Annotated in this window: 20 protein-coding genes, 1 rRNA gene and 1 riboswitch; of the genes, 19 read left to right on the top strand and 2 right to left on the bottom strand. The window is 69.1% G+C overall.

Annotated features, from left to right (window positions below; genetic code table 11):
• Window positions 1-58: 58 nt before the first annotated feature.
• From AB0N61_RS00105 to argH, 14 genes are all read left to right on the top strand, one after another.
• Window positions 59-715, top strand: coding sequence for an amino acid ABC transporter permease (locus AB0N61_RS00105; RefSeq protein WP_167947702.1), 657 nt, complete (start codon window positions 59-61; stop codon window positions 713-715).
• Window positions 712-1,653 (top strand): amino acid ABC transporter permease, encoded by a 942-nt coding sequence (locus tag AB0N61_RS00100; RefSeq protein WP_363360893.1) that lies wholly within the window; start codon window positions 712-714, stop codon window positions 1,651-1,653. The genes AB0N61_RS00105 and AB0N61_RS00100 overlap by 4 nt, the downstream gene beginning before the upstream one ends.
• A gap of 48 nt (window positions 1,654-1,701) precedes the next feature.
• On the top strand, window positions 1,702-2,742 hold the full coding sequence (pheS, locus tag AB0N61_RS00095) for a phenylalanine--tRNA ligase subunit alpha (protein ID WP_363360891.1): 1,041 nt from the start codon (window positions 1,702-1,704) through the stop codon (window positions 2,740-2,742).
• Window positions 2,742-5,246, top strand: coding sequence for a phenylalanine--tRNA ligase subunit beta (gene pheT / locus AB0N61_RS00090; protein ID WP_363360889.1), 2,505 nt, complete (start codon window positions 2,742-2,744; stop codon window positions 5,244-5,246). Before pheS ends, pheT begins: the two co-directional genes overlap by 1 nt.
• Before the next feature lie 320 nt (window positions 5,247-5,566).
• On the top strand, window positions 5,567-6,283 hold the full coding sequence (locus AB0N61_RS00085; RefSeq protein WP_363360887.1) for a DUF402 domain-containing protein: 717 nt from the start codon (window positions 5,567-5,569) through the stop codon (window positions 6,281-6,283).
• 63 nt (window positions 6,284-6,346) lie between these two features.
• A complete protein-coding gene (locus AB0N61_RS00080) occupies window positions 6,347-7,309 on the top strand; it encodes an NAD-dependent epimerase/dehydratase family protein (RefSeq protein WP_363360885.1) in 963 nt (320 codons plus the stop codon).
• Between the two features lie 22 nt (window positions 7,310-7,331).
• A riboswitch (TPP riboswitch) is annotated at window positions 7,332-7,425 on the top strand.
• Window positions 7,416-8,264: a hydroxyethylthiazole kinase gene (gene thiM / locus AB0N61_RS00075; RefSeq protein WP_363360883.1), complete on the top strand. Its 849-nt coding sequence runs from the start codon at window positions 7,416-7,418 to the stop codon at window positions 8,262-8,264. Its footprint overlaps the riboswitch before it by 10 nt.
• Window positions 8,261-10,411 carry a bifunctional hydroxymethylpyrimidine kinase/phosphomethylpyrimidine kinase gene (locus AB0N61_RS00070; protein ID WP_363360881.1) on the top strand — a complete coding sequence of 717 codons (2,151 nt, stop codon included), beginning with the start codon at window positions 8,261-8,263 and terminating at the stop codon, window positions 10,409-10,411. Before thiM ends, AB0N61_RS00070 begins: the two co-directional genes overlap by 4 nt.
• 244 nt (window positions 10,412-10,655) lie before the next feature.
• On the top strand, window positions 10,656-11,708 hold the full coding sequence (argC, locus tag AB0N61_RS00065) for an N-acetyl-gamma-glutamyl-phosphate reductase (protein ID WP_363360879.1): 1,053 nt from the start codon (window positions 10,656-10,658) through the stop codon (window positions 11,706-11,708).
• Window positions 11,705-12,862 (top strand): bifunctional glutamate N-acetyltransferase/amino-acid acetyltransferase ArgJ, encoded by a 1,158-nt coding sequence (gene argJ / locus AB0N61_RS00060; protein ID WP_363360877.1) that lies wholly within the window; start codon window positions 11,705-11,707, stop codon window positions 12,860-12,862. The genes argC and argJ overlap by 4 nt, the downstream gene beginning before the upstream one ends.
• Entirely contained in the window at window positions 12,859-13,776 is a 918-nt protein-coding gene (gene argB, locus AB0N61_RS00055; RefSeq protein ID WP_363360876.1) for an acetylglutamate kinase, read from the top strand. Before argJ ends, argB begins: the two co-directional genes overlap by 4 nt.
• Window positions 13,773-14,984 carry an acetylornithine transaminase gene (locus tag AB0N61_RS00050; RefSeq protein WP_363360875.1) on the top strand — a complete coding sequence of 404 codons (1,212 nt, stop codon included), beginning with the start codon at window positions 13,773-13,775 and terminating at the stop codon, window positions 14,982-14,984. Before argB ends, AB0N61_RS00050 begins: the two co-directional genes overlap by 4 nt.
• Window positions 14,981-15,910, top strand: a complete 930-nt coding sequence (gene argF, locus AB0N61_RS00045) for an ornithine carbamoyltransferase (RefSeq protein ID WP_363360874.1) — start codon at window positions 14,981-14,983, stop codon at window positions 15,908-15,910. The genes AB0N61_RS00050 and argF overlap by 4 nt, the downstream gene beginning before the upstream one ends.
• Window positions 15,910-17,340: an argininosuccinate lyase gene (gene argH / locus AB0N61_RS00040; RefSeq protein WP_363362016.1), complete on the top strand. Its 1,431-nt coding sequence runs from the start codon at window positions 15,910-15,912 to the stop codon at window positions 17,338-17,340. Before argF ends, argH begins: the two co-directional genes overlap by 1 nt.
• Before the next feature lie 47 nt (window positions 17,341-17,387).
• Here argH and AB0N61_RS00035 read toward each other — a convergent pair whose 3' ends face one another.
• On the bottom strand, window positions 17,388-17,993 hold the full coding sequence (locus AB0N61_RS00035) for a DUF1349 domain-containing protein (protein ID WP_363360872.1): 606 nt from the start codon (window positions 17,991-17,993) through the stop codon (window positions 17,388-17,390).
• A gap of 59 nt (window positions 17,994-18,052) precedes the next feature.
• Between AB0N61_RS00035 and AB0N61_RS00030 the strand changes: the two genes are divergently transcribed.
• From AB0N61_RS00030 to AB0N61_RS00015, 4 genes are all read left to right on the top strand, one after another.
• Window positions 18,053-18,697, top strand: coding sequence for a SatD family protein (locus AB0N61_RS00030; protein WP_363360870.1), 645 nt, complete (start codon window positions 18,053-18,055; stop codon window positions 18,695-18,697).
• The gene (locus AB0N61_RS00025) at window positions 18,694-19,509 is read left to right on the top strand and encodes a hypothetical protein (RefSeq protein WP_363360869.1); all 816 of its coding nucleotides are present in this window, start codon (window positions 18,694-18,696) and stop codon (window positions 19,507-19,509) included. The genes AB0N61_RS00030 and AB0N61_RS00025 overlap by 4 nt, the downstream gene beginning before the upstream one ends.
• A 62-nt stretch (window positions 19,510-19,571) precedes the next feature.
• Window positions 19,572-20,873 (top strand): tyrosine--tRNA ligase, encoded by a 1,302-nt coding sequence (gene tyrS / locus AB0N61_RS00020; RefSeq protein ID WP_363360868.1) that lies wholly within the window; start codon window positions 19,572-19,574, stop codon window positions 20,871-20,873.
• 93 nt (window positions 20,874-20,966) lie between these two features.
• Window positions 20,967-21,764 carry a DUF4184 family protein gene (locus tag AB0N61_RS00015; RefSeq protein ID WP_363360867.1) on the top strand — a complete coding sequence of 266 codons (798 nt, stop codon included), beginning with the start codon at window positions 20,967-20,969 and terminating at the stop codon, window positions 21,762-21,764.
• On the opposite strand, the gene AB0N61_RS00010 is transcribed toward AB0N61_RS00015, so the two are convergent.
• Window positions 21,749-23,077, bottom strand: coding sequence for a CoA transferase (locus tag AB0N61_RS00010; RefSeq protein ID WP_363360866.1), 1,329 nt, complete (start codon window positions 23,075-23,077; stop codon window positions 21,749-21,751). The two genes, AB0N61_RS00015 and AB0N61_RS00010, sit on opposite strands and share 16 nt — an antisense overlap.
• A 594-nt stretch (window positions 23,078-23,671) precedes the next feature.
• On the opposite strand from AB0N61_RS00010, the gene AB0N61_RS00005 reads away from it, so the two are divergent.
• Window positions 23,672-23,737: ribosomal RNA gene (locus AB0N61_RS00005) — 16S ribosomal RNA — on the top strand; the annotation flags it as partial.

Below are 23,737 nucleotides of genomic sequence, written 5' to 3'. Positions count from 1 at the left end.
CGACATGGGCGGCCTCCTCAGGGAGGCCGCCCATTCACTCTGAAGAAGGGAGGGTGGCGTGGACGTCATCTTCGGCAACCTCGACCTCTGGGGACAGGCGATCAGCAACACGCTGATCGTGTTCTTCGGGGGCGGGATCATCGCGCTGATCCTGGGTCTGATCGTGGGGGCGATGCGCGTCTCACCGGTGCCCATCGCCCGCGGCGTCGGCACGGTGTACGTGAACACCGTGCGCAACACCCCTCTGACCCTCGTGTTCTTCTTCTTCGTCTTCGGATACCCGCAACTCGGGCTGCCTGAACTGTCGAACCTCGTGCTCGGCATCCTCGCCATCGGCATCTACACGGCGACCTACGTCGCCGAGGTGCTGAGGGCGGGTATCAACACCGTCCCCGTCGGTCAGGCCGAGGCGGCCAGAGCGATCGGGCTCCCCTTCGGACAGGTGATGGGTCTGGTGATCCTGCCGCAGGCCTTCCGGTCGGTCGTGCCGCCGATGATGAGCGTGTTCATCGCGCTGTTGAAGAACACGACCGTCGCGGCCGGGTTCTCGGTCGCCGAGCTCGCGGCCCTCCGATCGACGATCAACGATTCGGCGGACCGCCCCGGCAACCCGATGGAGGTCCTCCTGTGGGTCGCGGTCGTGTTCGTCGTCCTGGTGCTGCTGTTGAGCTGGCTGCAGCGATATCTCGAGAACCGTTGGAGGATCGCGCGATGAGCTCTGTACTGTATGACGTCCCCGGACCCCGGGCGATCGCTCGCAACCGGGTGATCGCGGTCGCCACCGTCGTCCTCGTGCTAGCCGCCGTCGGCTTCGTCGTGTTCAGGATGGTGGAGACGGGCCAGTTCTCGGCGGAGAAGTGGTACGTGTTCACGTTCTCCAACGTGTGGATGGGAATCCTCAAGGCCCTGGGCAACACGCTCGCCGCGTTCGCTCTCGCTGCCGTCCTCAGCGTGGTCCTCGGCTTCGTGCTGGCCATCGGCCGGCTCTCCGAGCACGCGTGGGTCCGTATCCCGGTGACAGCCGTCACCGAGCTCTTCCGTGCCGTCCCGGTGCTGGTGTTCATGATGCTGCTCTACTACGGGCTTCCCGTGGTCGGCATCAAGATGGATCCCTACTGGGCCGTCGTGATCGCGCTGATGGCGTACAACGGCTCCGTGCTCGCCGAGGTGCTGAGGGCCGGTATCGAGTCCCTGCCCCGCGGGCAGAAGGAGGCGGGCTACGCGATCGGACTCCGCAAGAGCGGCGTGATGCGTCTCATCCTGCTTCCGCAGGCGATCAGGGCGATGCTCCCGGTGATCGTGGCGCAGCTGGTCGTCACGATGAAGGACACCGCTCTCGGCTTCATCATCACCTACCCCGAGCTGCTGTACTACGCGAAGCAGCTGACGTCGCAGCAGGGCCGCCCGATCCTGCAGTCCGCCTTCGTCATCGGCGGCATCTACATCGTCATGTGCCTCATCCTGTCGGGCATCGCGAGATGGGTGGAGATCCAGACCCGACGCTCGCCCAAGGTGAAGGCGATCCATGCTGCCGAGGATCCTCGTCAGCATGGCGACGGCACCGACACCGAGCTCATCACCCTGCAGCGCGGAGGCAGCGGCTTCGGCGGCACCGGGGGGGTGGGCGGGCTGGACAGCTCCGATCCGAAGTGACGTCCACCGGCGCGGGGCGACCGCCTCGCGCCGGTAGACTCCTGTCTCGTGTCTGAGTCTCCCGAAATCACCCCGGAAGCGGTCGAAGCCGCCGTCGCGGCCGCGCTCGAAGCGATCGCCGCGGCCGCCGATACGACTGAACTGAAAGCCGCCCGTGCCGCGCATGTCGCCGACGGATCGCCGCTCGCCGTCCTGAACGCCTCGATGCGTCAGGTGGCTCCCGAGAACAAGGCCGCCTTCGGCAAGCTCGTCGGCCAGGGCCGCGGCCAGGTCACGAAAGCGCTCGCCGCCAAGGAGGAGGAGCTCGCCGCCGCCGAGGTCGAGGCGCGCCTCGAGTCCGAGCGCCTCGACATCACGGCGATTCCCTCGCGGACGCGCGTCGGAGCGCGGCATCCGCTGACCCTGCTGAGCGAGCAGATCTCGGACATCTTTGTCGGCATGGGCTGGGAGATCGCGGAGGGACCCGAGCTCGAGCACGAGTGGTTCAACTTCGACGCCCTGAACTTCGATGTCGACCACCCTGCCCGCCAGGAGCAGGACACGTTCTACGTCGATCCGCCCTCGCGCCACCTCGTGATGCGCACGCACACGAGTCCCGTGCAGGTGCGATCGATGCTCGAGCGCGACGTGCCGATCTACGTCCTGTGCCCGGGCCGTGTGTACCGCACCGACGAGTTCGACGCGACGCACCTGCCCGTCTTCACGCAGTTCGAAGGACTCGTCGTCGACAAGGGCATCTCGATGGCGCATCTCAAGGGAACGCTCGACCACGTCGCGCGTCAGCTCTTCGGCCCCGAGGCCAAGACGCGCTTCCGCACGAACTTCTTCCCCTTCACCGAGCCCTCGGCCGAGCTCGACCTCTGGCACCCGACCTTCAAGGGCGGCGCGCGCTGGATCGAGTGGGGCGGCTGCGGCATGATCAACCCGAATGTGCTCCGTGCGGCGGGGATCGATCCCGATGTGTACAGCGGCTTCGCGTTCGGCATGGGTGTGGAGCGAGGACTCATGTTCCGCAGTGATGTGCAGGACATGCGGGACATGGCAGAGGGCGATGTCCGTTTCAGCGAGCAGTACGGGATGGTGGTGTGATGCGCGTCCCGCTTTCGTGGCTGCGTGAGTACGTCGATCTGGCAGCGGATGCGACGCCCGAAGACGTCCTCGCCGCGCTGGTGACGGTCGGATTCGAGGAGGAGGACGTCCACCGCTTCGAGATCTCCGGTCCCGTCGTCGTCGGACAGGTCGTCTCGCTCGAGGCCGAGCCGCAGTCCAACGGCAAGACGATCAACTGGTGTCAGGTGGATGTCGGCGAGGCGAACGGAGGAGTCCGCGGAATCGTCTGCGGTGCGCACAACTTCGTCGCGGGAGACAAGGTCGTCGTGACCCTGCCCGGAGCCGTGCTTCCCGGTCCGTTCCCCATCGCCGCGCGCAAGACCTACGGCCATGTCTCCGACGGCATGATCGCCTCGGCGCGAGAGCTGGGTCTCGGCGACGAGCACAACGGCATCCTCGTGCTGGCCGACCTCGGTATCGACGCTCCGGTCGGCACCGACGCCATCAGCCTGTTCGGACTCGACGATGTCGCGGTCGAGATCAACGTCACGCCCGATCGCGGATACGCGTTCTCGCTGCGCGGTGTCGCCCGCGAGTACTCGCACGCCACCGGGGCGCCGTTCCGCGACCCCGCCGAGCGCGACTTCGCCGAGCTCCAGCCGGGCACGGGTCACACGGCGATCGTGGATGACACAGCGCCCGTGCGCGGCCGCGTCGGGGCGAGCGAGTTCGTCACCCGCGTCGTCCGCGACGTCGACCCCTCCCGCCCCACTCCGCCGTGGATGATCGCGCGTCTGTCTCTCGCGGGCATGCGCTCCCTCGGCATCCTGATCGACATCACGAACTACGTGATGCTCGAACTCGGGCAGCCGCTGCACGGATACGACCTCGACAGGCTGTCCGGCGGCATCACGGTGCGCCGCGCGACCGCCGGTGAGAAGATGACGACTCTCGACGGTCAGGAGCGCTCGCTGCACGTCGAGGATCTCCTGATCACCGACGAGTCGGGTCCCATCGGTCTGGCCGGCGTGATGGGCGGCGGCACGACCGAGATGAGCGACACGACGCGCAACGTCCTGATCGAGGCCGCCACGTTCGACCCCGTCACGATCGCACGCACCGCGCGCCGGCACAAGCTGCCCAGCGAGGCCTCCAAGCGCTTCGAACGCGGCGTCGACCCGCTCGTGCCGTTCGTGGCCGCCCGCCGGGCCGCCGACCTGATGGTCGAGTTCGCCGGTGGCACGCTCACCGACGAGGGCGGCGCCCTGTTCGCCGAGGTCTTCGTCGCGGACATCGAGCTCCCGCGCGGATTCGTGCAGGGGCTCATCGGCGTCGACTACTCCGACGACGAGATCGTCGGCGCGCTCACGACCATCGGCGGTGAGGTCTCCGAGTCAGATGCCGGGTGGACCGTCATCCCGCCGACCTGGCGCCCCGACCTCACCGACAAGTGGTCTCTCGCCGAAGAGGTCGCTCGCATCCACGGTCTCGACCGGATCCCCTCGGTGCTGCCGACACCTCCGTCCGGCCGGGGTCTCACCGCACACCAGCAGGGTCGTCGCCGTGTCGCCGACGCGCTGGCGGCCGCCGGTCTCGTCGAGACGCCCTCATTCCCCTTCACGACCGAGGCCGAGAACGACCAGCACGGGTCGGCGTCGGGTGAGCATCTGCCCAGCATCCGGCTCGCGAACCCGCTCGACGGCTCCGCACCGTTCCTGCGTCGATCGCTGATCCCCGGCCTGCTGCAGACCGCGCACCGCAACATCTCGCGCGGCCTCACCGACCTCGCGCTGTTCGAGACGGGGGTCGTGTTCCTGCCCGAGCCCGGCGTCGAGTACGGCACCGACGAGGTGCCCCCGCTGGGTGTGCGTCCGTCGGACGAGACGCTCGCCGCGCTGAACGCGTCGATCCCGCCGCAGCACCGCCATGTCGCAGCGCTGTTCACGGGCAACGTCGTGGCCAAGCAGCCGGGACGCGCGGCGCAGCCGTACGGGCTCTCCGAAGCTCTCGACGCCGCCAGGGTCATCGCGGCGGCAGCCGGTGTCGACCTCGATGTGGTGCAGGGGCAGCGCGCGGCGCTGCACCCCGGACGCACGGGTGTGCTGCGCGTCGGTGATGTCGAGATCGGTTACGTCGGGGAGCTCCACCCCGACGTGGCTGCCGGCGCAGATCTTCCCGGTCGCGCCACCGTGCTCGAACTCGACCTCGACGGCATCCTCGCGCTCGGCGGCGCCCGTGCCGTCGCGGCCTCGCTGTCGACGTTCCCCGCTGCCACGCAGGACGTGTCGCTCGTGCTCGGAGCCGACGTGCCGGCGGGCGACGTGCGCGCTGCGCTCACCGAGGGCGCCGGCGCGCTTCTCGAGTCGATCCGCCTCGTCGACGACTACCGCGGAGAGGGCGTCCCAGAGGGACAGAAGAGCCTCACCTTCGCGCTGCGATTCCGCGCCGATGATCGCACCCTCACCGCCGCCGAGGCGACCGAGGCGAAGCTCGCCGGTGTCGCTGTCGCCGCCGAGCGCTTCGACGCGTCCCTGCGCGACTGACGGCGCGGCGGCGGCACTGATCCGCGCACGCGGACCGCACCCGAGTGGTGGGGGGGGGGGGGGGGGGGGGCGCGCCCCCCCCCCCCCCCCCCCCACCCCCCCCCCCCCCCCCCGCGCCGCCGCGCGCGGGGGGGGGGGGGGCGGGAGACCACGCCGCGCGGTGCGCGGGGCCGGGGCGGGGGTGCGGGGGGGGGGGCGTCACGCCCCGCCCGCCGCGGCCCCCCCGGGTGGGGGGGGGCCCGGGCCCGCGTCCCGCCACCAATACGACCGCCCCGCCGAGCCGAACGGAACTCGGCGCGGACGCCGGGTACCGTGTCGGAATGAGCATCCTTCCCCACAGCACGCCTGCGGCGGTTCCCGACGGCGTCCGGCCGATGGGGGAGGCGCCGTTCCTCGAGCCGGGCGACCAGATCTCCTGGCACTACCGCAAGCCCGGCTGGCAGCCCGGCGACGCGTCGACCATCACGCCGATGCGGGTTGTGCGCGACGATGAGCGGGGCCTGGTCGCCTGGCTGGCTCCCGGCACCCTCCAGGAGGGCCAGGGCACTCCCACGGGCGAGCGCATCCGCACGGTTCCGCTCGAGCGGCGATGGCTGGATCCGCGGACACGGATCGTCGAGGAATGGTGGGGCAACGGCATCCTCCGGATCGCACCGGCGGGAGTGGCTTGGTCGGTGTGGCTCTTCTGGAGCGACGTGAGCGGTCCGGAGTGGGAGTTCGCGGGGTGGTACGTGAACCTCGAGAATGCGCATCTGCGCACCGACCGCGACACGTACTCGTCGGATCACATCCTCGACGTCGAGATCGAGGCCGACGGCCGGGTGCACCTGAAAGACGAGGACGAGGTGATCGCGGCGGTCGAGCAGGGGCGCCTCACATCGGAACAGGCGGCCCAGATCGAACGACACGCGGACGCGGCGATCGAGTCCTTCCACGACGGCGACTGGCCGTTCGCGTCGGAATGGCGCGACTGGCGCCCCGATCCCTCCTGGACGGTGCCAGAACTCCCGGGCCTGACGGAACTGCGCTCGAGCTGACCTGGCATCCGCCATGAGCGGAAGGCTCTTCCCCTCGCCAGGCGAAGATGATGGCATGGGGTCATGACGGATGTTCTGATCCTCGGCGGCACCGGCTGGCTGTCCGGACGCATCGCCCGTCGGCTGCTCGTGAGCGGCTCGACCGTGATGTGCCTCGCTCGGGGAGGGCGCCCGTCTCCGGAGGGGGCGAGCCTGGTGCTGGCCGATCGCGACGGTGAGGATGCCTATGACGCGGTCTCGGGTCGCGACTGGGACCACGTGATCGACGTCTCGTCGAATGCGGCCCATGTCGCCGCCGCCGTCGCGTCGCTCGGCGACCGAGCCCATCGATGGACCTACGTGTCGTCGATGTCGGCGTACTCCGACGATGACACGGTCGGCGCAGACGAGACGGCGGCGCTGCATGCGCCGGCCGAGACGGCCGACGACGAGTACGGTCGGCAGAAGGTGGCTGCCGAGAACGCCGTCCGCGCTCTCGGCGATCGCGCCCTGATCGTGCGCCCCGGATTGATCGTGGGCGAGGGCGACCCGAGCGATCGCTTCGGATACTGGGCCGCTGCGTTCCTGCGCGCCGAGGACGCCCCTGTGCTGCTCCCGCCCGTCGAGGGGCGGGACGTGCAGGTGATCGATGTCGAGGATCTGGCGGAGTTCATCGCGACGACGACGGTGACCGGCGTGATCAACACGATCGGCGATCGGTGCCGGCTGGGCGACGTCCTCGACGCCGTGCGCCGCCGTGCCGGACACCGCGGGGACACCGTGACGGCAACGGATGAGTGGCTCGTCGAGAAGGGCGTGGCCTACTGGGCAGGGGAGCGATCGCTGCCGCTGTGGCTGCCGAGCGGGATGTCGGGATTCATGACGAGATCGAACGCGCGCTACCACGCGGCCGGAGGCAGGCTGCGTCCGCTCGACGAGACGATCGCCGCGGTGGTCGATGACGAGCAGGCCCGCGGCGTCGACCGCGAGCGCCGGGCCGGACTGACCCGCACCGATGAGATCGCACTGCTGCAGCTGCTCGACTGACCGCGGGCATCGCTAGACTGCGAGCAGTGACACGGGGTGCCGCATCCGCGGCTGAGAACAGACCCGTCGAACCTGATCTAGTTCGTACTAGCGAAGGGATGTCGCAATGAGCGATCGTCTGCGTCCGGATTCCGAATCGACCTTGGCTGCCTCGGCCGCTGAGCTGCTGGCAGGGCTGCGCGACAGTCCGCCTCTGACCCACTGCATCACCAACAGCGTCGTCACGGGTTTCACCGCCAACGTGCTGCTCGCCCTGGGCGCGGCGCCGGCGATGGTCGACATCGTCGGTGAGGCGGGTGTGTTCGCCGGGGTGGCCTCGGGGCTGCTCATCAACCTCGGAACGCCGACTCCGGAGCAGCGAGCGGCCGGCCTCGAAGCGGCGGCAGCAGCAGCCGCCGCCGGCACGCCGTGGGTGCTCGATCCCGTCGCGATCGGCGCGCTGCCGGTGCGCACCGCTCTCGCCCATGAGCTGGCCGACGCGGGCCCCACGGCGATCAGGGGGAACGCCTCAGAGATCCTCGCCCTCGCAGGTCGCAGCGCAGGAGGACGCGGTGTCGACGCGACGGACACGACCGATGCCGCGGCCGATGCGGCGCTCTCGCTCGCCTCGCGGCACGGTTCGGTCGTCGCGGTGTCGGGACCGGTCGATCTGGTCACGGATGGTGTGCGGCTGCTGCGCATCGCCAACGGCCATGAGCTGCTCACCCGGGTCACGGGCGGCGGATGCGCCTTGGGTGCCGTCATGGCGGCGTTCCTCGGCGAAGCACGCTCCACCGCCGTCGATCCGCTCACCGCGGTCGCGTCGGCGAGCCTGGTCTACACGATCGCCGCGGAGCGTGCCGCGGCGCAGGCCTCGCTCCCGGGCAGCTTCGCGGTCGCGCTGCTCGACGCGCTCGCCGCCGTGCAGCCGGAAGACCTGGCTGTTGCCGCGCGTGTGCGGGAGCACGCGCTGTGATCGCCGACCTCTCGCTCTATCTCGTCACGGATCCCGTCCTCTGCGGTGAACGGGGCGTCGCTGAGACGGTGCGACTCGCCGTCGAAGGTGGCGTGCGCATCGTCCAGCTGCGCGACAAGGACGCGACGGATGCCGAGACCGCCGATCAGCTGATCGAGCTCTCGCGAGTGATCGACGGCCGTGCTCTGCTCGTGGTGAACGACCGCATCGATGCGGCGATCCTCGCTCGCGCCGGGGGAGCGCGGGTCGACGGCGTGCACCTCGGGCAGGGCGACGCATCGGTGCTGGGGGCACGTGAGCGCCTCGGACCCGAGGCGATCATCGGATTGACGGCCAACACGCCTGAGCATCTCGCCGCGGTGTCGGCGCTGCCCACCGGAACGGTCGACTATCTCGGCGTCGGCGTCATCCGTCCCACCACCACCAAGCCGGACCACCCGCCGGCCCTGGGATTCGACGGCTTCCGCGCGCTCGCCGCGATGGCGGGGCTGCCCTGCGTCGCCATCGGCGGCGTGGACGTCGACGACATCGAGCATCTTCGCGATGCGGGAGCGGCAGGGCTCGCGGTGGTCTCCGCCATCTGCGCCGCCGCCGACCCGACGCGCACGGCCCGGGAATTCCTCCGCAGGTGGCGGGCATCGGGTACGCCTCGTGTGCTCAGCGTCGCGGGGAGCGACCCGTCAGGCGGGGCGGGGATCCAGGCCGATCTCAAATCGATCGCCGCGAGCGGCGGCTATGGCATGGCTGTCGTCACGGCGCTCACGGCGCAGAACACCAGGGGAGTGCGCGCGGTGCACGTGCCTCCTGCGGAGTTCCTCCGTCAGCAGCTCGACGCGATCTCGGACGACATCGTCATCGATGCGGTGAAGATCGGGATGCTGGCCACCGCGGACGTGATCGACACGGTCGCCTCGTGGCTCGACGCCGTCCGTCCGCCGATCGTCGTGCTCGACCCCGTCATGGTCGCGACCAGTGGCGATCGGCTGCTCGACGAGGATGCCGAGCGTGCACTCCGCGGGCTCCTCGATCGCGCGCATGTCGTGACGCCCAACCTCGCAGAGCTCGCCGCGCTCACCGATCGTCCTGTTGCGGGATGGGACGACGCACTGGAGGCCGGGGCCGCGCTGTCCGCCCGGACCGGTGGGGCGGTGCTCGTCAAGGGAGGGCATCTCGGCGGCGACGACGTTCCGGACGCGCTGATCGATGTGTCCCGGGGCGTGAGACGCGGGTACCCCGGGGCGCGCATCGCGACGCGCAACACGCACGGCACCGGATGCTCCCTGTCGTCGGCCCTGGCCACTCGCCTCGCCGCAGGGGAGTCTCCCGTCGACGCGGTGGATTCGGCGAGGACCTGGCTGCGGGAATCGCTGAGGCACAGCGATGCGCTCGACGTCGGGCGCGGGCACGGCCCCGTGAACCACTTCGGCGGGCTCTGGCGACGAGGGGGACTCGCGCCCGCACCCGAGCATGCCGATCTGCGCGACCGGTGGTGGGATCACATCGCCGCCGTGCGGGCCGATGTCGACGAGCTGCCCTTCATCCGTGCCCTGGCAGACGGCACTCTCGACCGCGAATGGTTCCTGTTCTACCTGCGACAGGATGCGCTGTACCTGCGCGAGTACTCCCGAGTGCTCGCCGCGGCCGCGCGGATCGCGCCCACACCGCACGAGCAGGCGTTCTGGGCGCACTCGGCGCACGGGGCGATCGCGGGAGAGCTCGAGCTCCACGCTTCGTGGCTGACACCGGGCGCGGGGGTGGCGGCCGCGACGTCCATCGCCGATCCTGCGCCGGCGACGGTCGCATACCTCGACCACCTCCGCTCGGTGGCCTTCGGCGGGGACTACGCCGAGCTCGTCGCCGCCGTGCTGCCGTGCTTCTGGCTGTACACCGATCTCGGCACTCGCCTGCGCGCAGGGGAGTTCGGCGCATATGCCCGAGATCCGCAGCATCCCTACGCGTCGTGGCTCGCGACCTATGCCGATCCGGACTTCGAGAAGGCGACGGAGCAGGCGATCGACCATGTGATGCACGCCGCGACGCAGTCGGATGCCGCAGGCCGCCGACGCATGCTCCGCGCGTTCGAGACCTCGAGCGCTCATGAGCTCGCGTTCTTCGCGGCGCCGGCAGCCCACGCGCCCGGCAGATGACGCACCGGATTTGCGCATGCCGCGACGAGCGCGCTATCGTCGCGGCATGCCTTCGGCCGCCACCGCAACTCTGACGCTCGCTCCGAGCGTCATCGCCGTGCGCCGACGCCGCAGCGGCCGCCGACTCTAGGCGACCCTGCGCTTCTGCCTGCGTACGCACGGCGGTCGAGTGCCGGTGTCGCCGCCCCGGTTCCCGACACTGCACCCCGCGTTCGCCGAGGGGTCCGACCGTTAAGGTAGAAGAATGACGTATTCCGTCGCCGTCTCCGGCGCCTCCGGCTATGCGGGCGGCGAGATCCTGCGCCTTCTCGCGTCTCATCCCGACATCGAGATCCGCACCGTGACGGCGCACTCGAACGCCGGTCAGCCGCTCGTGCAGCATCAGCCGCACCTGCGCTCGCTCGCACACCTCACCCTGCAGGACACCACGCCCGAGACTCTTGCAGGTCACGACATCGTGTTCCTCGCTCTGCCTCACGGTCAGTCCGGCCAGTACACGGACGCGCTCGGCGACACCCCGCTCGTGATCGACGCGGGAGCGGACCATCGACTGACGTCGCAGGCTTCCTGGGACGCCTTCTACGGCGGCCACTTCCACGAACCGTGGGCCTACGGCGTCCCGGAGCTGCTCGTGGGCGGTGTCAAGCAGCGCGAGACGCTGCGGGGGGCGACACGCATCGCCGCCCCCGGCTGCAACGCTTCGACCGTGAGCCTCAGCCTCGCCCCCGGGGTCGCAGCCGGAGTGATCGACGCGGGCGACATCGTCTCGGTGCTCGCCGTCGGGCCATCCGGCGCGGGCAAGAGCCTGAAGACCAACCTGCTCGCCAGCGAGATACTCGGGAGCGCCAACCCGTACGCGGTCGGCGGCACCCATCGGCACATCCCCGAGATCCGCCAGGCGCTCGCCGCAGCCGCAGGTGCTCCGGCCGACGGCATCCGCATCTCCTTCACGCCCGTGCTGGTCCCGATGTCGCGGGGGATCCTCGCGACATCGACGGCGCCGATCGCGGGCGACGTCAGCGACGCCGAGATCCGCGCCGCCTGGGAGGACGCCTACGGTGACGAGACGTTCGTGCAGCTGCTGCCCGCCGGCGAGTTCCCCCGCACAGCCGACGTCCTCGGGGCCAACACCGCCCTGATCGGCCTGGCCATCGATCGCGCGGCCAACCGCGTGACAGTGGTCACGGCCGTCGACAACCTCGTCAAGGGCACCGCAGGCGCTGCCGTCCAGTCCATGAACCTCGCGCTGGGGCTGCCCGAGTCCCGCGCCCTCTCAGTGAACGGAGTCGCGCCGTGAGCGTCACCGCCCCCGCAGGATTCGAAGCGGCCGGAGTGGCTGCAGGTCTGAAGTCGACCGGCAAGCCCGATGTCGCCGTCGTGGTCAACCGCGGGCCGCGCAAGGTCGGTGCGGCCGTCTTCACCAGCAACCGTGCCAAGGCGAACCCGATCATCTGGTCGCAGCAGGCTGTCGCCGATCGCGTGGTCGAGGCCGTGGTGCTGAACTCCGGGGGAGCGAACTGCTTCACCGGCAGCTTCGGCTTCCAGACGACCCACCAGACCGCCGAGAAGGCGGCCGAACTGCTCGGCGTCGGCGCCGGCGACGTGCTCGTGTGCTCGACCGGTCTCATCGGAGTCGGCGACGAGGTCTTCCGCGGAAAGGTCCTCTTGGGCACGGAACGGGCGATCGCCGAGCTTTCGGCCGATGGCGGTGAGGTCGCCGCCGAGGCCATCATGACCACGGACAGCGTGTCGAAGACCGCGGTGGTCACTCGAGACGGCTGGACCATCGGCGGCATGGCCAAGGGCGCGGGCATGCTCGCTCCCGGGCTCGCCACGATGCTCGTCGTCATCACGACGGATGCCGTTCTCGAGCCTCTCGAGGCGGATGCCGCGCTACGGTTCGCCACCGGCACGACGTTCGACCGCCTCGACTCCGACGGATGCATGTCGACCAACGACCAGGTCACGCTGCTCGCCAACGGCGCGTCCGAGGTGGTGCCCGACCTCAAGGACTTCTCCGCGGCCCTCGCCGAGCTCTGCCAGGAGCTCGCGGTCAAGCTGCAGGGCGACGCCGAGGGCGCCAGCCACGACATCACCATCGAGGTGCAGCACGCCGCGACCGAGGGGGAGGCCGTCGAGGTCGGCCGCTCGGTCGCGCGGAACAACCTCTTCAAGGCCGCCATCTTCGGCAACGACCCCAACTGGGGGCGCGTGCTCGCAGCGATCGGGACGACGAACGCCCAGTTCGATCCCTACGACGTCGACGTCTGGATGAACGGCGTCCGCGTGTGCAGCGAGGGTGGTCCCGACCGCCCGCGCGAGGAGGTCGACCTCACCCCGCGTGCGACCCATCTCGTGATCGACCTCAAGGTCGGCGACGCCACCGCGACGATCCTCACGAACGACCTCACTCACGACTACGTGCACGAGAACAGCGCCTACGCCTCATGACCGACATCCAGGACACCACCCCGGACGTCGCCGCCGTCAAGGCCGCGACCCTCATCGAGTCGCTTCCGTGGCTGAAGAAGTTCCGCGACCAGATCGTCGTCGTCAAGTACGGCGGCAACGCGATGGTCTCGGACGAGCTGCAGGAGGCCTTCGCGCAGGACATCGCCTATCTGCGATACGTCGGCGTGCTGCCGGTCGTCGTGCACGGCGGCGGACCGCAGATCTCCGACATGCTGCAGCGTCTCGAGATCCCGAGCGAGTTCAAGGGCGGCTACCGGGTCACCAACACCGAGGCGATCAGCGTCGTGCGCATGGTGCTCACCGGCCAGGTGAACCCGCAGCTCGTCTCGAAGATCAACTCGCACGGTCCGATCGCGACCGGTCTCAGCGGTGAGGATGCCGGCCTGTTCGGGGGGCGTCGCCGCGGTGTCGTGATCGATGGCGAGGAGATCGACCTCGGACGCGTCGGCGACGTCGTGGAGGTCGACCCGACCCCGGTGCTCGATCACCTCGCAGCAGGCCGAGTGCCCGTGGTCTCGAGCATCGCGCCCGACCTCGACCACCCCGGCCAGTCGCTCAACGTGAACGCGGATGCCGCAGCGGCAGCCCTCGCCGTTGCGCTCCACGCGCGCAAGCTCGTCATCCTCACGGATGTGCCCGGGCTCTACGCCGACTGGCCCAACCGCGACTCGCTCGTGTCGCACCTCACCTCGGACGCTCTCATCGAGATGCTGCCGACACTCGAATCCGGCATGATCCCGAAGATGAAGGCCTGCCTGGATGCGATCGAAGGCGGCGTCGACGCCGCCGCCATCATCGACGGACGCGTGCCGCACTCGGTGCTCGTCGAACTCTTCACCAGCAAGGGAATCGGAACAGAAGTGGTCTTGGGAAGCGCAGGGACGAACGCATGAGCAACTGGCAGGATGACGCAGCGAGCGATCTGGTCCTCAACGCGGGCCCGAGGCTGGCGATGCTCACGCGAGGCGAGGGGTCTTACCTCTGGGACTCGGAGGGCAAGCGCCACCTCGACTTCCTCGCCGGGATCGCAGTGACCTCGCTCGGTCACGCGCACCCCGTCTTCGTCGAGGCGGTGTCGACGCAGGCAGCGACTCTCGCGCACGTGTCGAACTACTTCGCGACGCCCTCGCAGCTCGCGCTCGCCGCACGTCTGAAGCGGCTCGCTGGCGCCGGGATCGACGGCCGCGTGTTCTTCTCGAACTCGGGTGCCGAGGCCAACGAGGCCGCGTTCAAGCTCGCCCGACTGCACGGGGGGACGGACAAGCCGCGGATCCTCGCACTCGAGAACGGGTTCCACGGACGCACGATGGGGTCCCTCGCACTGACCGCCAAGGCCGCGATGCGGGCTCCCTTCGAGCCGATGCCCGGGGGAGTGGAGCACATTCCGGCGACCATCGAGGATCTCGAGGCCGCGATCGACGACCGGGTCGCGGCGGTCATCGTCGAACCGATCCAGGGCGAGGCCGGCGTGGTCGAGCTTCCCGACGGCTATCTGCAGGCTGCCCGCTCGCTCACGCTGAAGCACGGGGCCCTGCTCATCGTCGACGAGATCCAGACGGGTGCGGGACGCACCGGGGCCTGGTTCGGCTTCAGTCATGAAGGCATCACGCCCGACGCGATCACGCTGGCGAAGGGCATCGGCGGAGGCTTCCCGATCGGAGCGCTCGTCACCTACGGTGCGGCGAGCTCGCTCTTCACGCCCGGCTCCCACGGATCGACGTTCGGCGGCAACCCGTTGGCGACCGCCGTGGCCGATGCCGTGCTCACCGAGATCGAGAGCGCGGGACTCGTCGAGAACGCTGCGCGCCGTGGCGAGGAGATCCGCCAGATCATCGCGGAGATCGACTCGCCGCTCGTGACGGGAGTGCGCGGCCGCGGGCTTCTCATCGGAGTGGCACTCGGCGCACCCGTCGCGAACGACGTCGTCGCCGCCGCTCAGGAGCGCGGCCTCATCGTGAACGCCGCCAACCCCGAGACGGTGCGCATCGCCCCGGCTCTCACCATCGGAGACGCGGAACTCACCGAGTTCCGCGAGCTCTTCGCCGCGTCGCTCGCGGACGTACAGGCATCCCTCGCCGAATCCGGAAAGGCACCCGCATGACCCGCCACCTGCTGCGTGACGACGACCTGACCCCCGCCGAACAGGCGGAGATCCTGGATCTCGCCATCGAGCTCAAGAAGGACCGTTGGGCGAACAAGGCGCTCGCGGGCCCCCAGACGGTCGCGGTGATCTTCGACAAGTCGTCCACCCGTACCCGTGTCTCGTTCGCGGTCGGAATCGCCGATCTCGGCGGAACGCCGCTGATCATCTCCACAGCGAGCAGCCAGCTGGGCGGCAAGGAGACCCCGTCGGACACGGCGCGGGTGCTCGAGCGCCAGGTCGCCGCCATCGTCTGGCGCACCTACGCGCAGTCCGGGCTCGAAGAGATGGCAGCGGGCACCACGGTTCCTGTCGTCAACGCCCTCTCCGACGACTTCCACCCGTGTCAGCTGCTCGCCGATCTGCTCACCATCCGAGAGCACAAGGGCGACCTCACGGGTCTCACCCTGACGTTCTTCGGCGACGGCCAGAGCAACATGGCGCACTCGTACGCGCTGGCCGGCGTCACGGCAGGCATGCACGTGCGCATCGCCTCGCCGGCGGAGTACGCACCGCGCGCGGATGTCGTCGAGGCAGCCGACCGCCGTGCCGCGGAGACCGGAGGGTCGATCACGCTCTTCACCGACGCGGTCGAGGCTGCCGCCGGCGCCGACGTCGTCGTCACCGACACCTGGGTGTCGATGGGCAAGGAGGAGGAGAAGCTCGCCCGCATCCGCGACCTGGGCGGCTACAAGGTCACCCCCGAGACGATGCAGATCGCCGATTCCGAGGCGATCTTCATCCACTGCCTGCCTGCCGACCGCGGCTACGAGGTGGACTCCGAGGTCATCGACGGCCCGCAGAGCGTCGTCTGGGACGAGGCGGAGAACCGGCTTCACGCGCAGAAGGCCCTGCTGGTCTGGCTGCTCGGCAAGAAGGACGCATGATGGTCGACTCGAAGAACGAAGGCACGAACGAAGGCGCACTGTGGGGTGCGCGCTTCGCGAGCGGTCCGTCGCCCGAGCTCGTCGAGCTCAGCAGATCGACGCACTTCGACTGGATCCTCGCCCCGTATGACATCGCGGGCTCGCACGCTCATGCGACAGCGCTCGAGGCCGCCGGCTATCTCGAGGCCGACGAGGCCGATCGGATGCACGAAGGACTGGATGCTGTCGCGCGCAAGGTCGCCGACGGCACTCTGCGTCCCCTCCCGTCGGATGAGGATGTGCACGGCGCGCTCGAGCAGGCGCTCATCGCCGAGCTCGGTCCGGAGCTGGGCGGGCGCCTGCGGGCCGGACGCAGCCGCAACGATCAGATCGCCACCCTGGTGCGGATGTACCTGATCGACCACGCTCGCGTGATCGCGCGGGACATCCTCCGTGTCATCGACGCCCTCGTCGCTCAGGCGGAGGCGCATCCCGACGCGATCCTGCCGGGCCGCACGCATCTTCAGCATGCGCAGCCGGTACTCCTCGCACACCACCTGCAGGCCCATGGCTGGCCGCTCGTGCGCGAGCTCGAGCGTCTCGTCGACTGGCGACATCGTGCAGGCGTCTCGCCTTATGGCGGGGGAGCGCTCGCGGGCTCGACGCTCGGGCTCGATCCCGCACTGGTCGCATCGGAACTCGGACTCGACCGCCCGGCCGAGAACTCTCTCGACGGCACCGCAGCGCGTGACGTCGTGGCCGAGTTCGCGTTCATCACGGCGATGACGGGCGTCGACATCTCGCGCCTGAGCGAGGAGATCATCCTCTGGAACACGCGCGAGTTCGGCTTCGTCACCCTGCATGACGGCTACTCCACCGGGTCGAGCATCATGCCGCAGAAGAAGAACCCCGACATCGCCGAGCTCGCCCGTGGCAAGTCGGGGCGCCTGATCGGCAACCTGTCGGGTCTGATGGCCACGCTCAAGGGCCTCCCGCTGGCCTACAACCGTGATCTGCAGGAAGACAAGGAGCCGGTCTTCGATTCGGTGCAGACCCTCGAGGTCGTTCTGCCCGCCTTCGCCGGCATGATCGCCACGCTGCGCTTCGACACCGAGCGGATGGCGGAGCTCGCGCCGCAGGGGTTCTCGCTCGCGACGGATGTCGCCGAATGGCTCGTGAAGCGCCGGGTGCCGTTCCGCGATGCCCACGAGATCTCCGGCGCACTCGTGCGCGCGTGCGAAGAGCAGGGGATCGGACTCGAGGACGCGTCCGACGAGCTGCTGCTCTCGGTCTCCCCGCATCTGGTTCCCGAGGTGCGTGAGGTGCTCACCATCGAAGGCTCTGTGGCGTCGCGAACCGGGGCCGGGGGAACGGCTCCTGTCCGGGTCGCCGAGCAGCGTGCCGAACTCGTCGCCCGCGCGCAGGCCGCAGCGCACGCTCTCGGCCTGTGACGGGCGCTCCGCTGGTCGACGCGATGCGCGCCGACCAGCGGAGAGGGTCAGTGCAGCGCGACGTCGGCGGTCGATCGCGCCCAGCGGGTGAAGCGCACGACGAGTCCGGCGCGGGTCGGGCCGGCGAGGAACGGGCCGGCGGAGGCGGCGGCGTCACCGGCGAACGGTGCGACACGGACCAATCGCCAGTCCTCGCCATCCGCGCGTGCGCGCACGATCACCGCGTCCGGCCACCGGCTCACCCGGACGGTGATCTCTCGGCCGTGCCAGTCGTCGACGTATCCGACCGACCAGTCGGAGCGGACGTCGGTGACGACGGCTCCGAGGCCGAGGTGCTCGTCGGCGTACTCGATGCCCGCCTTGATCCAGTGCTCGTCATCGATGCGGACGAAGATTCCGGCCTGATCGAACTGGCCGTCCCAGGGTGCACGGAAGGAGACGTCCATCGCCTCGCCCACGGCCAGGGGCGCCAGGAGCGCGTGCTCGGTATCGTGGACGAAACCGTACGCCGTGTGTCGCCAGGCGTCGCTGCCCTCGACGGCGGTCACGTCCAGATGCGCGTCGGCATGGCCGTCGGCGGAGATCAGGGTCCGGGCGGCGGGCGTGTGTGTCCAGGAACCTTCGTCCCAGCGGATGATGTCTGATTCAGGCATGTTCCGAGCATATAACCCATATAGGCATAAACAACAGATATTCGTGATACGGTTATCACATGGTCATCGCTGTACTCGCTGACATCGTGGGCTCGCGCAAGCTCGACGATCGCGCAGCGGCGCAGCGAATCCTCGACGAGACTATAGCTCGGGTCGACGCCGACCTGCCTCTGGCGCACCAGCCGCTCACACCCACGGTGGGGGACGAGCAGCAGGGGGTCTATCTCCGGCTCGAAGACGCCCTGGTGTCGCTTCTCATGATCCAGCTCGCTCTTCCCGACGGAATCGCCTTCCGCTTCGGCATCGGGATCGGGGAGGTGCGCGCCGTCGACTCGGTGCATGGCGCTCTGGCCGACGGACCGGGCTGGTACGCGGCGCGAGCGGCGATCGAGACCGTGCACGCGAGAGAGGGACGCACTGTGCCGCGCACCCGGACCTGGATTGTCGGGGCCTCCGGGCAGGATGAGGTCATGGAGAGCGTGATCGCCGCATCGAATGCCTACCTGCTGGTCCGTGACGAGCTGGTAGGTGCCATGAACGAGCGCGAGCGTCGCCTCACCTACGGGCGAATGGTCGGCAGGTCGCAGCACGACCTCGCCGCCGCAGAGGGAATCTCACAGCCGAGCGTCTCGAAGTCGCTGCGCAATGCGGGCAGTGCGGCACTGATCGAAGGCGCGGCCGCGCTGAGAGGAACGAGCGCATGATCGTCGCCGGATTCATCCTGCTCGCCGTGGGATCAGCCGATCTCGTCCGTCAGTTCGCCCCGCGCCGATGGGTCGGATACCTGACGGTGGCAGTCATGTTCCTGCTGGTCGGCAGCGTGAGCGATGCCCTGCTCCCCATGCTCGCGGGCCTTGTGGTCGGAGCGCTCTGGGTCTGGTGCATGCCGTCTGATCGGCGCGCACCACTCGGGTTCTGGCCCGCCGTGCTTCTCGGCGCTGTGAGCATCGGATCGGTCGTGTGGCTGGGAGCCCGCACCGATGTCGGCCTGATCGGCACCGTGTGGGACCTCCGTTCGCCGTTCGGCGACGTGCCGTTCGACCTCGCGGTCCTGACGCTCGGCACGGGGGTCTTCCTCCTCGAGTCGGCGAACCTCGTCGTGCGGGCAGCGCTCGACGGCGAGCACACGTGGCGGCCCGCCGAACTGCGTCGATCCGCGACCGACAGTGCAGCAGCGGACCCGATCGCCGCACGCCCCGCCGCTGCGGACTCAGCTGAGATCGTGGCCGTCGACGGCACCTCTGCCGATATCTCGGCATCCGATCCTCGGGCCGGATTCAAGGGCGGGCGTCTCATCGGTCCGCTCGAGCGCATCCTGGTGATGATCCTCACGCTGGCGGCCGCCTACCCGATCCTCGCGGCGATGCTCGCGGCCAAGGGCATCGTGCGATTCCCCGAGATCTCGCGCGACGGCGAGACAGGGGCGCGGGCCGAGTACTTCCTGGTCGGGAGCCTGGTGAGCTGGGTGATCGGGCTGGGCGCGGCGTTCCTGGTCTGGTGGGCGGCCCACAGCTGACAGCAGCGATCCGGCTGTGCACCGGCGCATGGCGGGTGCTCACCGCTGATAGCCTGGGGCGCGTGTCGAATTCCGCTCTGACGACCGCCCCGCCGGCGATCGACCCCACGTTCGAGAACGTGTGGGACGAACTGCTGTGGCGCGGCCTCGTCCACGTGTCCACTGACCAGGAGGCGCTGCGCGCCCTTCTCGCCGGGGATCCGATCACGTATTACTGCGGCTTCGATCCCACTGCTCCCAGTCTGCACCTCGGGAACCTGGTGCAGCTGCTGACGCTGCGTCGCATCCAGCTCGCCGGGCACAAGCCGCTCGGTCTCGTCGGCGGCTCCACGGGCCTGATCGGCGACCCGCGTCCGACGGCAGAGCGCACTCTCAACACCCGCGAGACCGTGGAGGCGTGGGTGGAACGCCTGCGGACGCAGGTCGAGCGCTACCTCAGCTTCGAGGGAGAGAACGCCGCGCGCATCGTCAACAACCTCGATTGGACGGCGCCTCTGTCGGCGATCGACTTCCTGCGCGAGATCGGCAAGCACTACCGAGTCGGCACGATGCTGAAGAAGGATGCGGTCGCTGCGCGATTGAGCTCCGACGAGGGCATCAGCTACACCGAGTTCAGCTACCAGATCCTGCAGGGGATGGACTTCCTCGAGCTCTACCGTCAGTACGACTGCGTCCTGCAGACGGGCGGCTCCGACCAGTGGGGCAACCTGACCAGCGGCACCGACCTCATCCGTCGGGCTGAGGGGGCGTCGGCGCACGCGATCGGGACGCCGCTGATCACGAACAGCGACGGAACCAAGTTCGGCAAGAGCGAGGGCAACGCCGTCTGGCTCGATCCCGAGATGTGCAGCCCGTACCGGATGTACCAGTTCTGGCTGAGCACCGCGGATGCCGACGTGATCGGCAGGCTCAAGGTCTTCACCTTCCTCACGAGGGCCGAGATCGAGGAGTACGAGGCTCTGGTCGAGTCCGAGCCCTTCCGTCGCGCCGCGCAGAAGCGTCTTGCGCTCGAGGTGGTCGCCACCGTGCACGGTGTCGATGCCGCAGCCGCGGTGATCGCGGCATCCGAGGCCCTCTTCGGACAGGGAGATCTCACCGCGCTCGACGCGTCGACACTGCGCACGGCGCTCGAAGAGCTGCCGAACGCCACGGTCGACTCCGGGTCGTCGGTCGTCGATGCGCTCCTCGCCACGGGGCTGGTCTCCAGCTCGTCCGAGGCGCGCCGCGCGATCAGCCAGGGTGGGGTCTCACTCGACGGATCCCGTGTCGAAGACGATTCCGCCACCGTGCGGGGCACTCTGCCGGGCGGGGTGTCCGTGCTCCGTCGTGGCAGGAAGACGCTCGCAGGTGTCTTCCTGGCGTGACCATCCGATTCTGATCGCGTGACGGCGGTCGTCTGAGACATCTCGGACGACCGCCGTCACGCTTCCGCCGTTCGACTCGACAGGAGCCAGCCGATGCCGTTCACGCCGAGCCACGCGGTGGTCGCCCTGCCGTTCATCCGCACTCCGCTCGTGCCGGCGGCGATCGCGGTCGGTGCCATGACGCCGGACCTCCCCCTGTTCATCCGGGGGGTGGGTCTGCCGTATTCGTTCACCCACACGTTCGGCAATGCGGTGTGGACCGCGCTGATCGCATTCGTCCTGTTCGTGCTGTGGCGCGTGGTGCTGCGTCCGGCAGTCGGCGAGCTCTCGCCGCTCTGGCTGGCCCGACGAGTCCCCGCCGACTGGTCGCAGTCCGGCAGGGACGCCGCGCGGACCGCCGTCGGAATCGGTGGCCCGAACCGGCTGTACCCGGTGATGCTCGCGGTATCGCTGGTGCTGGGCGTGCTGTCGCACATCGCGTGGGATCTCTTCACGCATGAGGGGCGCTGGGGAGTCGATGTGCTTCCCGTGCTCGACGACATGTGGGGTCCGTTCACGGGGTACAAGTGGCTGCAGCATGGCTCGAGCGCGATCGGGCTGCTCATCATCGGGATCTGGGCGATCCTGCGGGTGACGCGCGCGGTACCGCGCCAGCACATCGAGCGTGTGATCCCGTCGTCCGTCAGAATCGCCTGGTGGCTGTCTCTTCCGGTGGTGCTGATCACCGCGTGGATGGTCGGGTACGCGGCATATGGGCCGTTCACGGGCGAGTTCACCTATCAGCACCTGGCCTATCGGGTGCTTCCGCCGGCATGTGCGCTGTGGGGCGCGTTCACTCTCGCGCTCTGTCTGGCGCTGCCGTTGTTCCGGCGCGTTCACCACCGCGGCTGATCGGATCCCCAGCGTCGGGGCGCCGCGAAATCGAGGCCAGGGAGCACCGACTGCGCCGTGGTGATCGACTGCCCGCCGACCTCGAACATCGCGGTGTGGGCATCGAGGTCCACGTCGCCGTCGGCCGTCGCCTCCGCCGACCGCGGCATCCCGAGGAGCTCGGCCGCCACGCGCCGCAGCGAGGTGCGCACGGCCCAGCCGCCGCCTTCTCGGCGCTGCCGCTCGAGCAGCGAGATGATCGAGGCGGCGAGCAGGTACCCGGCGCTGTGGTCCAGCGCCTGAGCCGGCAGAGCGCCCGGACGGTCTCCGTCGGGCGTCTCCACCATGGCGATCCCGGACTCGGCCTGCACCAGACTGTCGAACCCGGCGCGAGAAGGATGATCGCTGCCCCAGGCGCTCAGTCCGGCGACCACCAGACCCGGATGGCGCGCGATCAGCGCGTGCGACGAGAGTCCGAGACGATCGAGGGCATCCGGCCGATATCCGAGCACGACGACGTCGGCCGCGACGACCAGGTCGTCGAAACGGTCGGATCGTGCGTCGAGCAGCGCCGACCTCTTGCCGTGACCGGTGTCGAAGTGCTGCGATTCCGGCTCGGGCAGCTGCGGCGGATCGATGCGCAGCACGTCTGCGCCCAGCAGTGCGAGGGTGCGGGTGCACACGGGTCCGGCGATCACTCTGGTGAGATCCAGCACGCGGATGCCGGCCAGCGGTGAACCGGCATCGTGACCGTCGCGCTTCTGCGATGCGGCGAGTCGCGGGGCGGGGACACGATCGACATGGAGCAGGGGAGTCGCACGCAGTCGCGCGTCGTGGCTCGGGTCCTCCGACAGCACAGGAACGGCGAGCCCGCCCGCGTCCGCGATCCGGTCGACCGCGTCAGCTCTCGACAGCGCCAGGACGGTCGACCGCACATCGTCCCCCGACGCGTCGCTTGCCAGACCCAGACCGGTGAGCAGCCGCTGCGCGTGGTGAGGGTAGTTGCCATGAGTGCGGATCCACCCGTCGGACGCCCGGAAGAACCCGGAATACGGTGACCAGACATCGGGCGCTCGGCCGTCCACAGTGAGAACCCGGTCGCTCCGATAGGCGACGGCGATGCGGTCGGGGTCGGGGAGGGCCGCGATGCCGGAGGAGAGACCCACGGCCCGCACGCTCGCCCACGCGAGATCCGCCGTCGCGAGACGGGACGGAAGGGGGACGGCGCGAGGGGGAGGCGCATCGGCATGGGCGCCCTGCGGCTCGATTCCGAGACAGGACCACACGCGGTCCAGCAGTGCCGCAGCGGGGGTGCGATCGGTCGACGGGCTCACGCTGTGATCGTACTCGTGGCCACGACGTTCGACGATTATTGCGCTGGACTGGGAAAAGCACCCTCCCTGGGCCTGGCGACACGCCCGGGGGTGGTGGCTCGATTTGCCAGAACCCCGGAACCCACGTAACTTATTACTTGTTCGCCCCACAGGGAAGCGGAGGAGCCGAGAGCTTCACCCCCCTCAAGCGGAGAACCACCTCCCACATCCACTCACTTGTGAGAACAGACGCCTGCGTCTAGGATGGGAGATCCACCCCATCTGCGGCTGTCCACAGCTGCGCATCGGATCCAAGATCCGCACGGCGCGCTGATTTGACAAGCGAGACGGGATGGCTAAGATAGAGAAGTTGCCCTTCGGGCCTGGTTGTGATGACTGGGTCGTGGGAGCATCCGATCCTTGAGAACTCAACAGCGTGCACTTGTCAAATGCCAAATAACCTCGATTCAGCTTCGGCTGGATGAGATTCCTTTGGATCAAAGACCAATCCTCTTCGGGGGGTTGGCAACGGATGAAGTCAGCAATGAATTTGTCTCTTTGGTCAGCATCAAACTCGCTGCGTCATCGTTTTCCCGGTGTCGTATGCATTTCTTTTTTACGGAGAGTTTGATCCTGGCTCAGGATGAACGCTGGCGGCGTGCTTAACACATGCAAGTCGAA

It is taken from the genome of Microbacterium sp. NPDC089320, assembly GCF_040684875.1.
In the GTDB taxonomy this organism is placed as follows: Bacteria; Actinomycetota; Actinomycetes; order Actinomycetales; family Microbacteriaceae; genus Microbacterium.
This window is presented reverse-complemented; position numbering and strand designations above follow the sequence as displayed.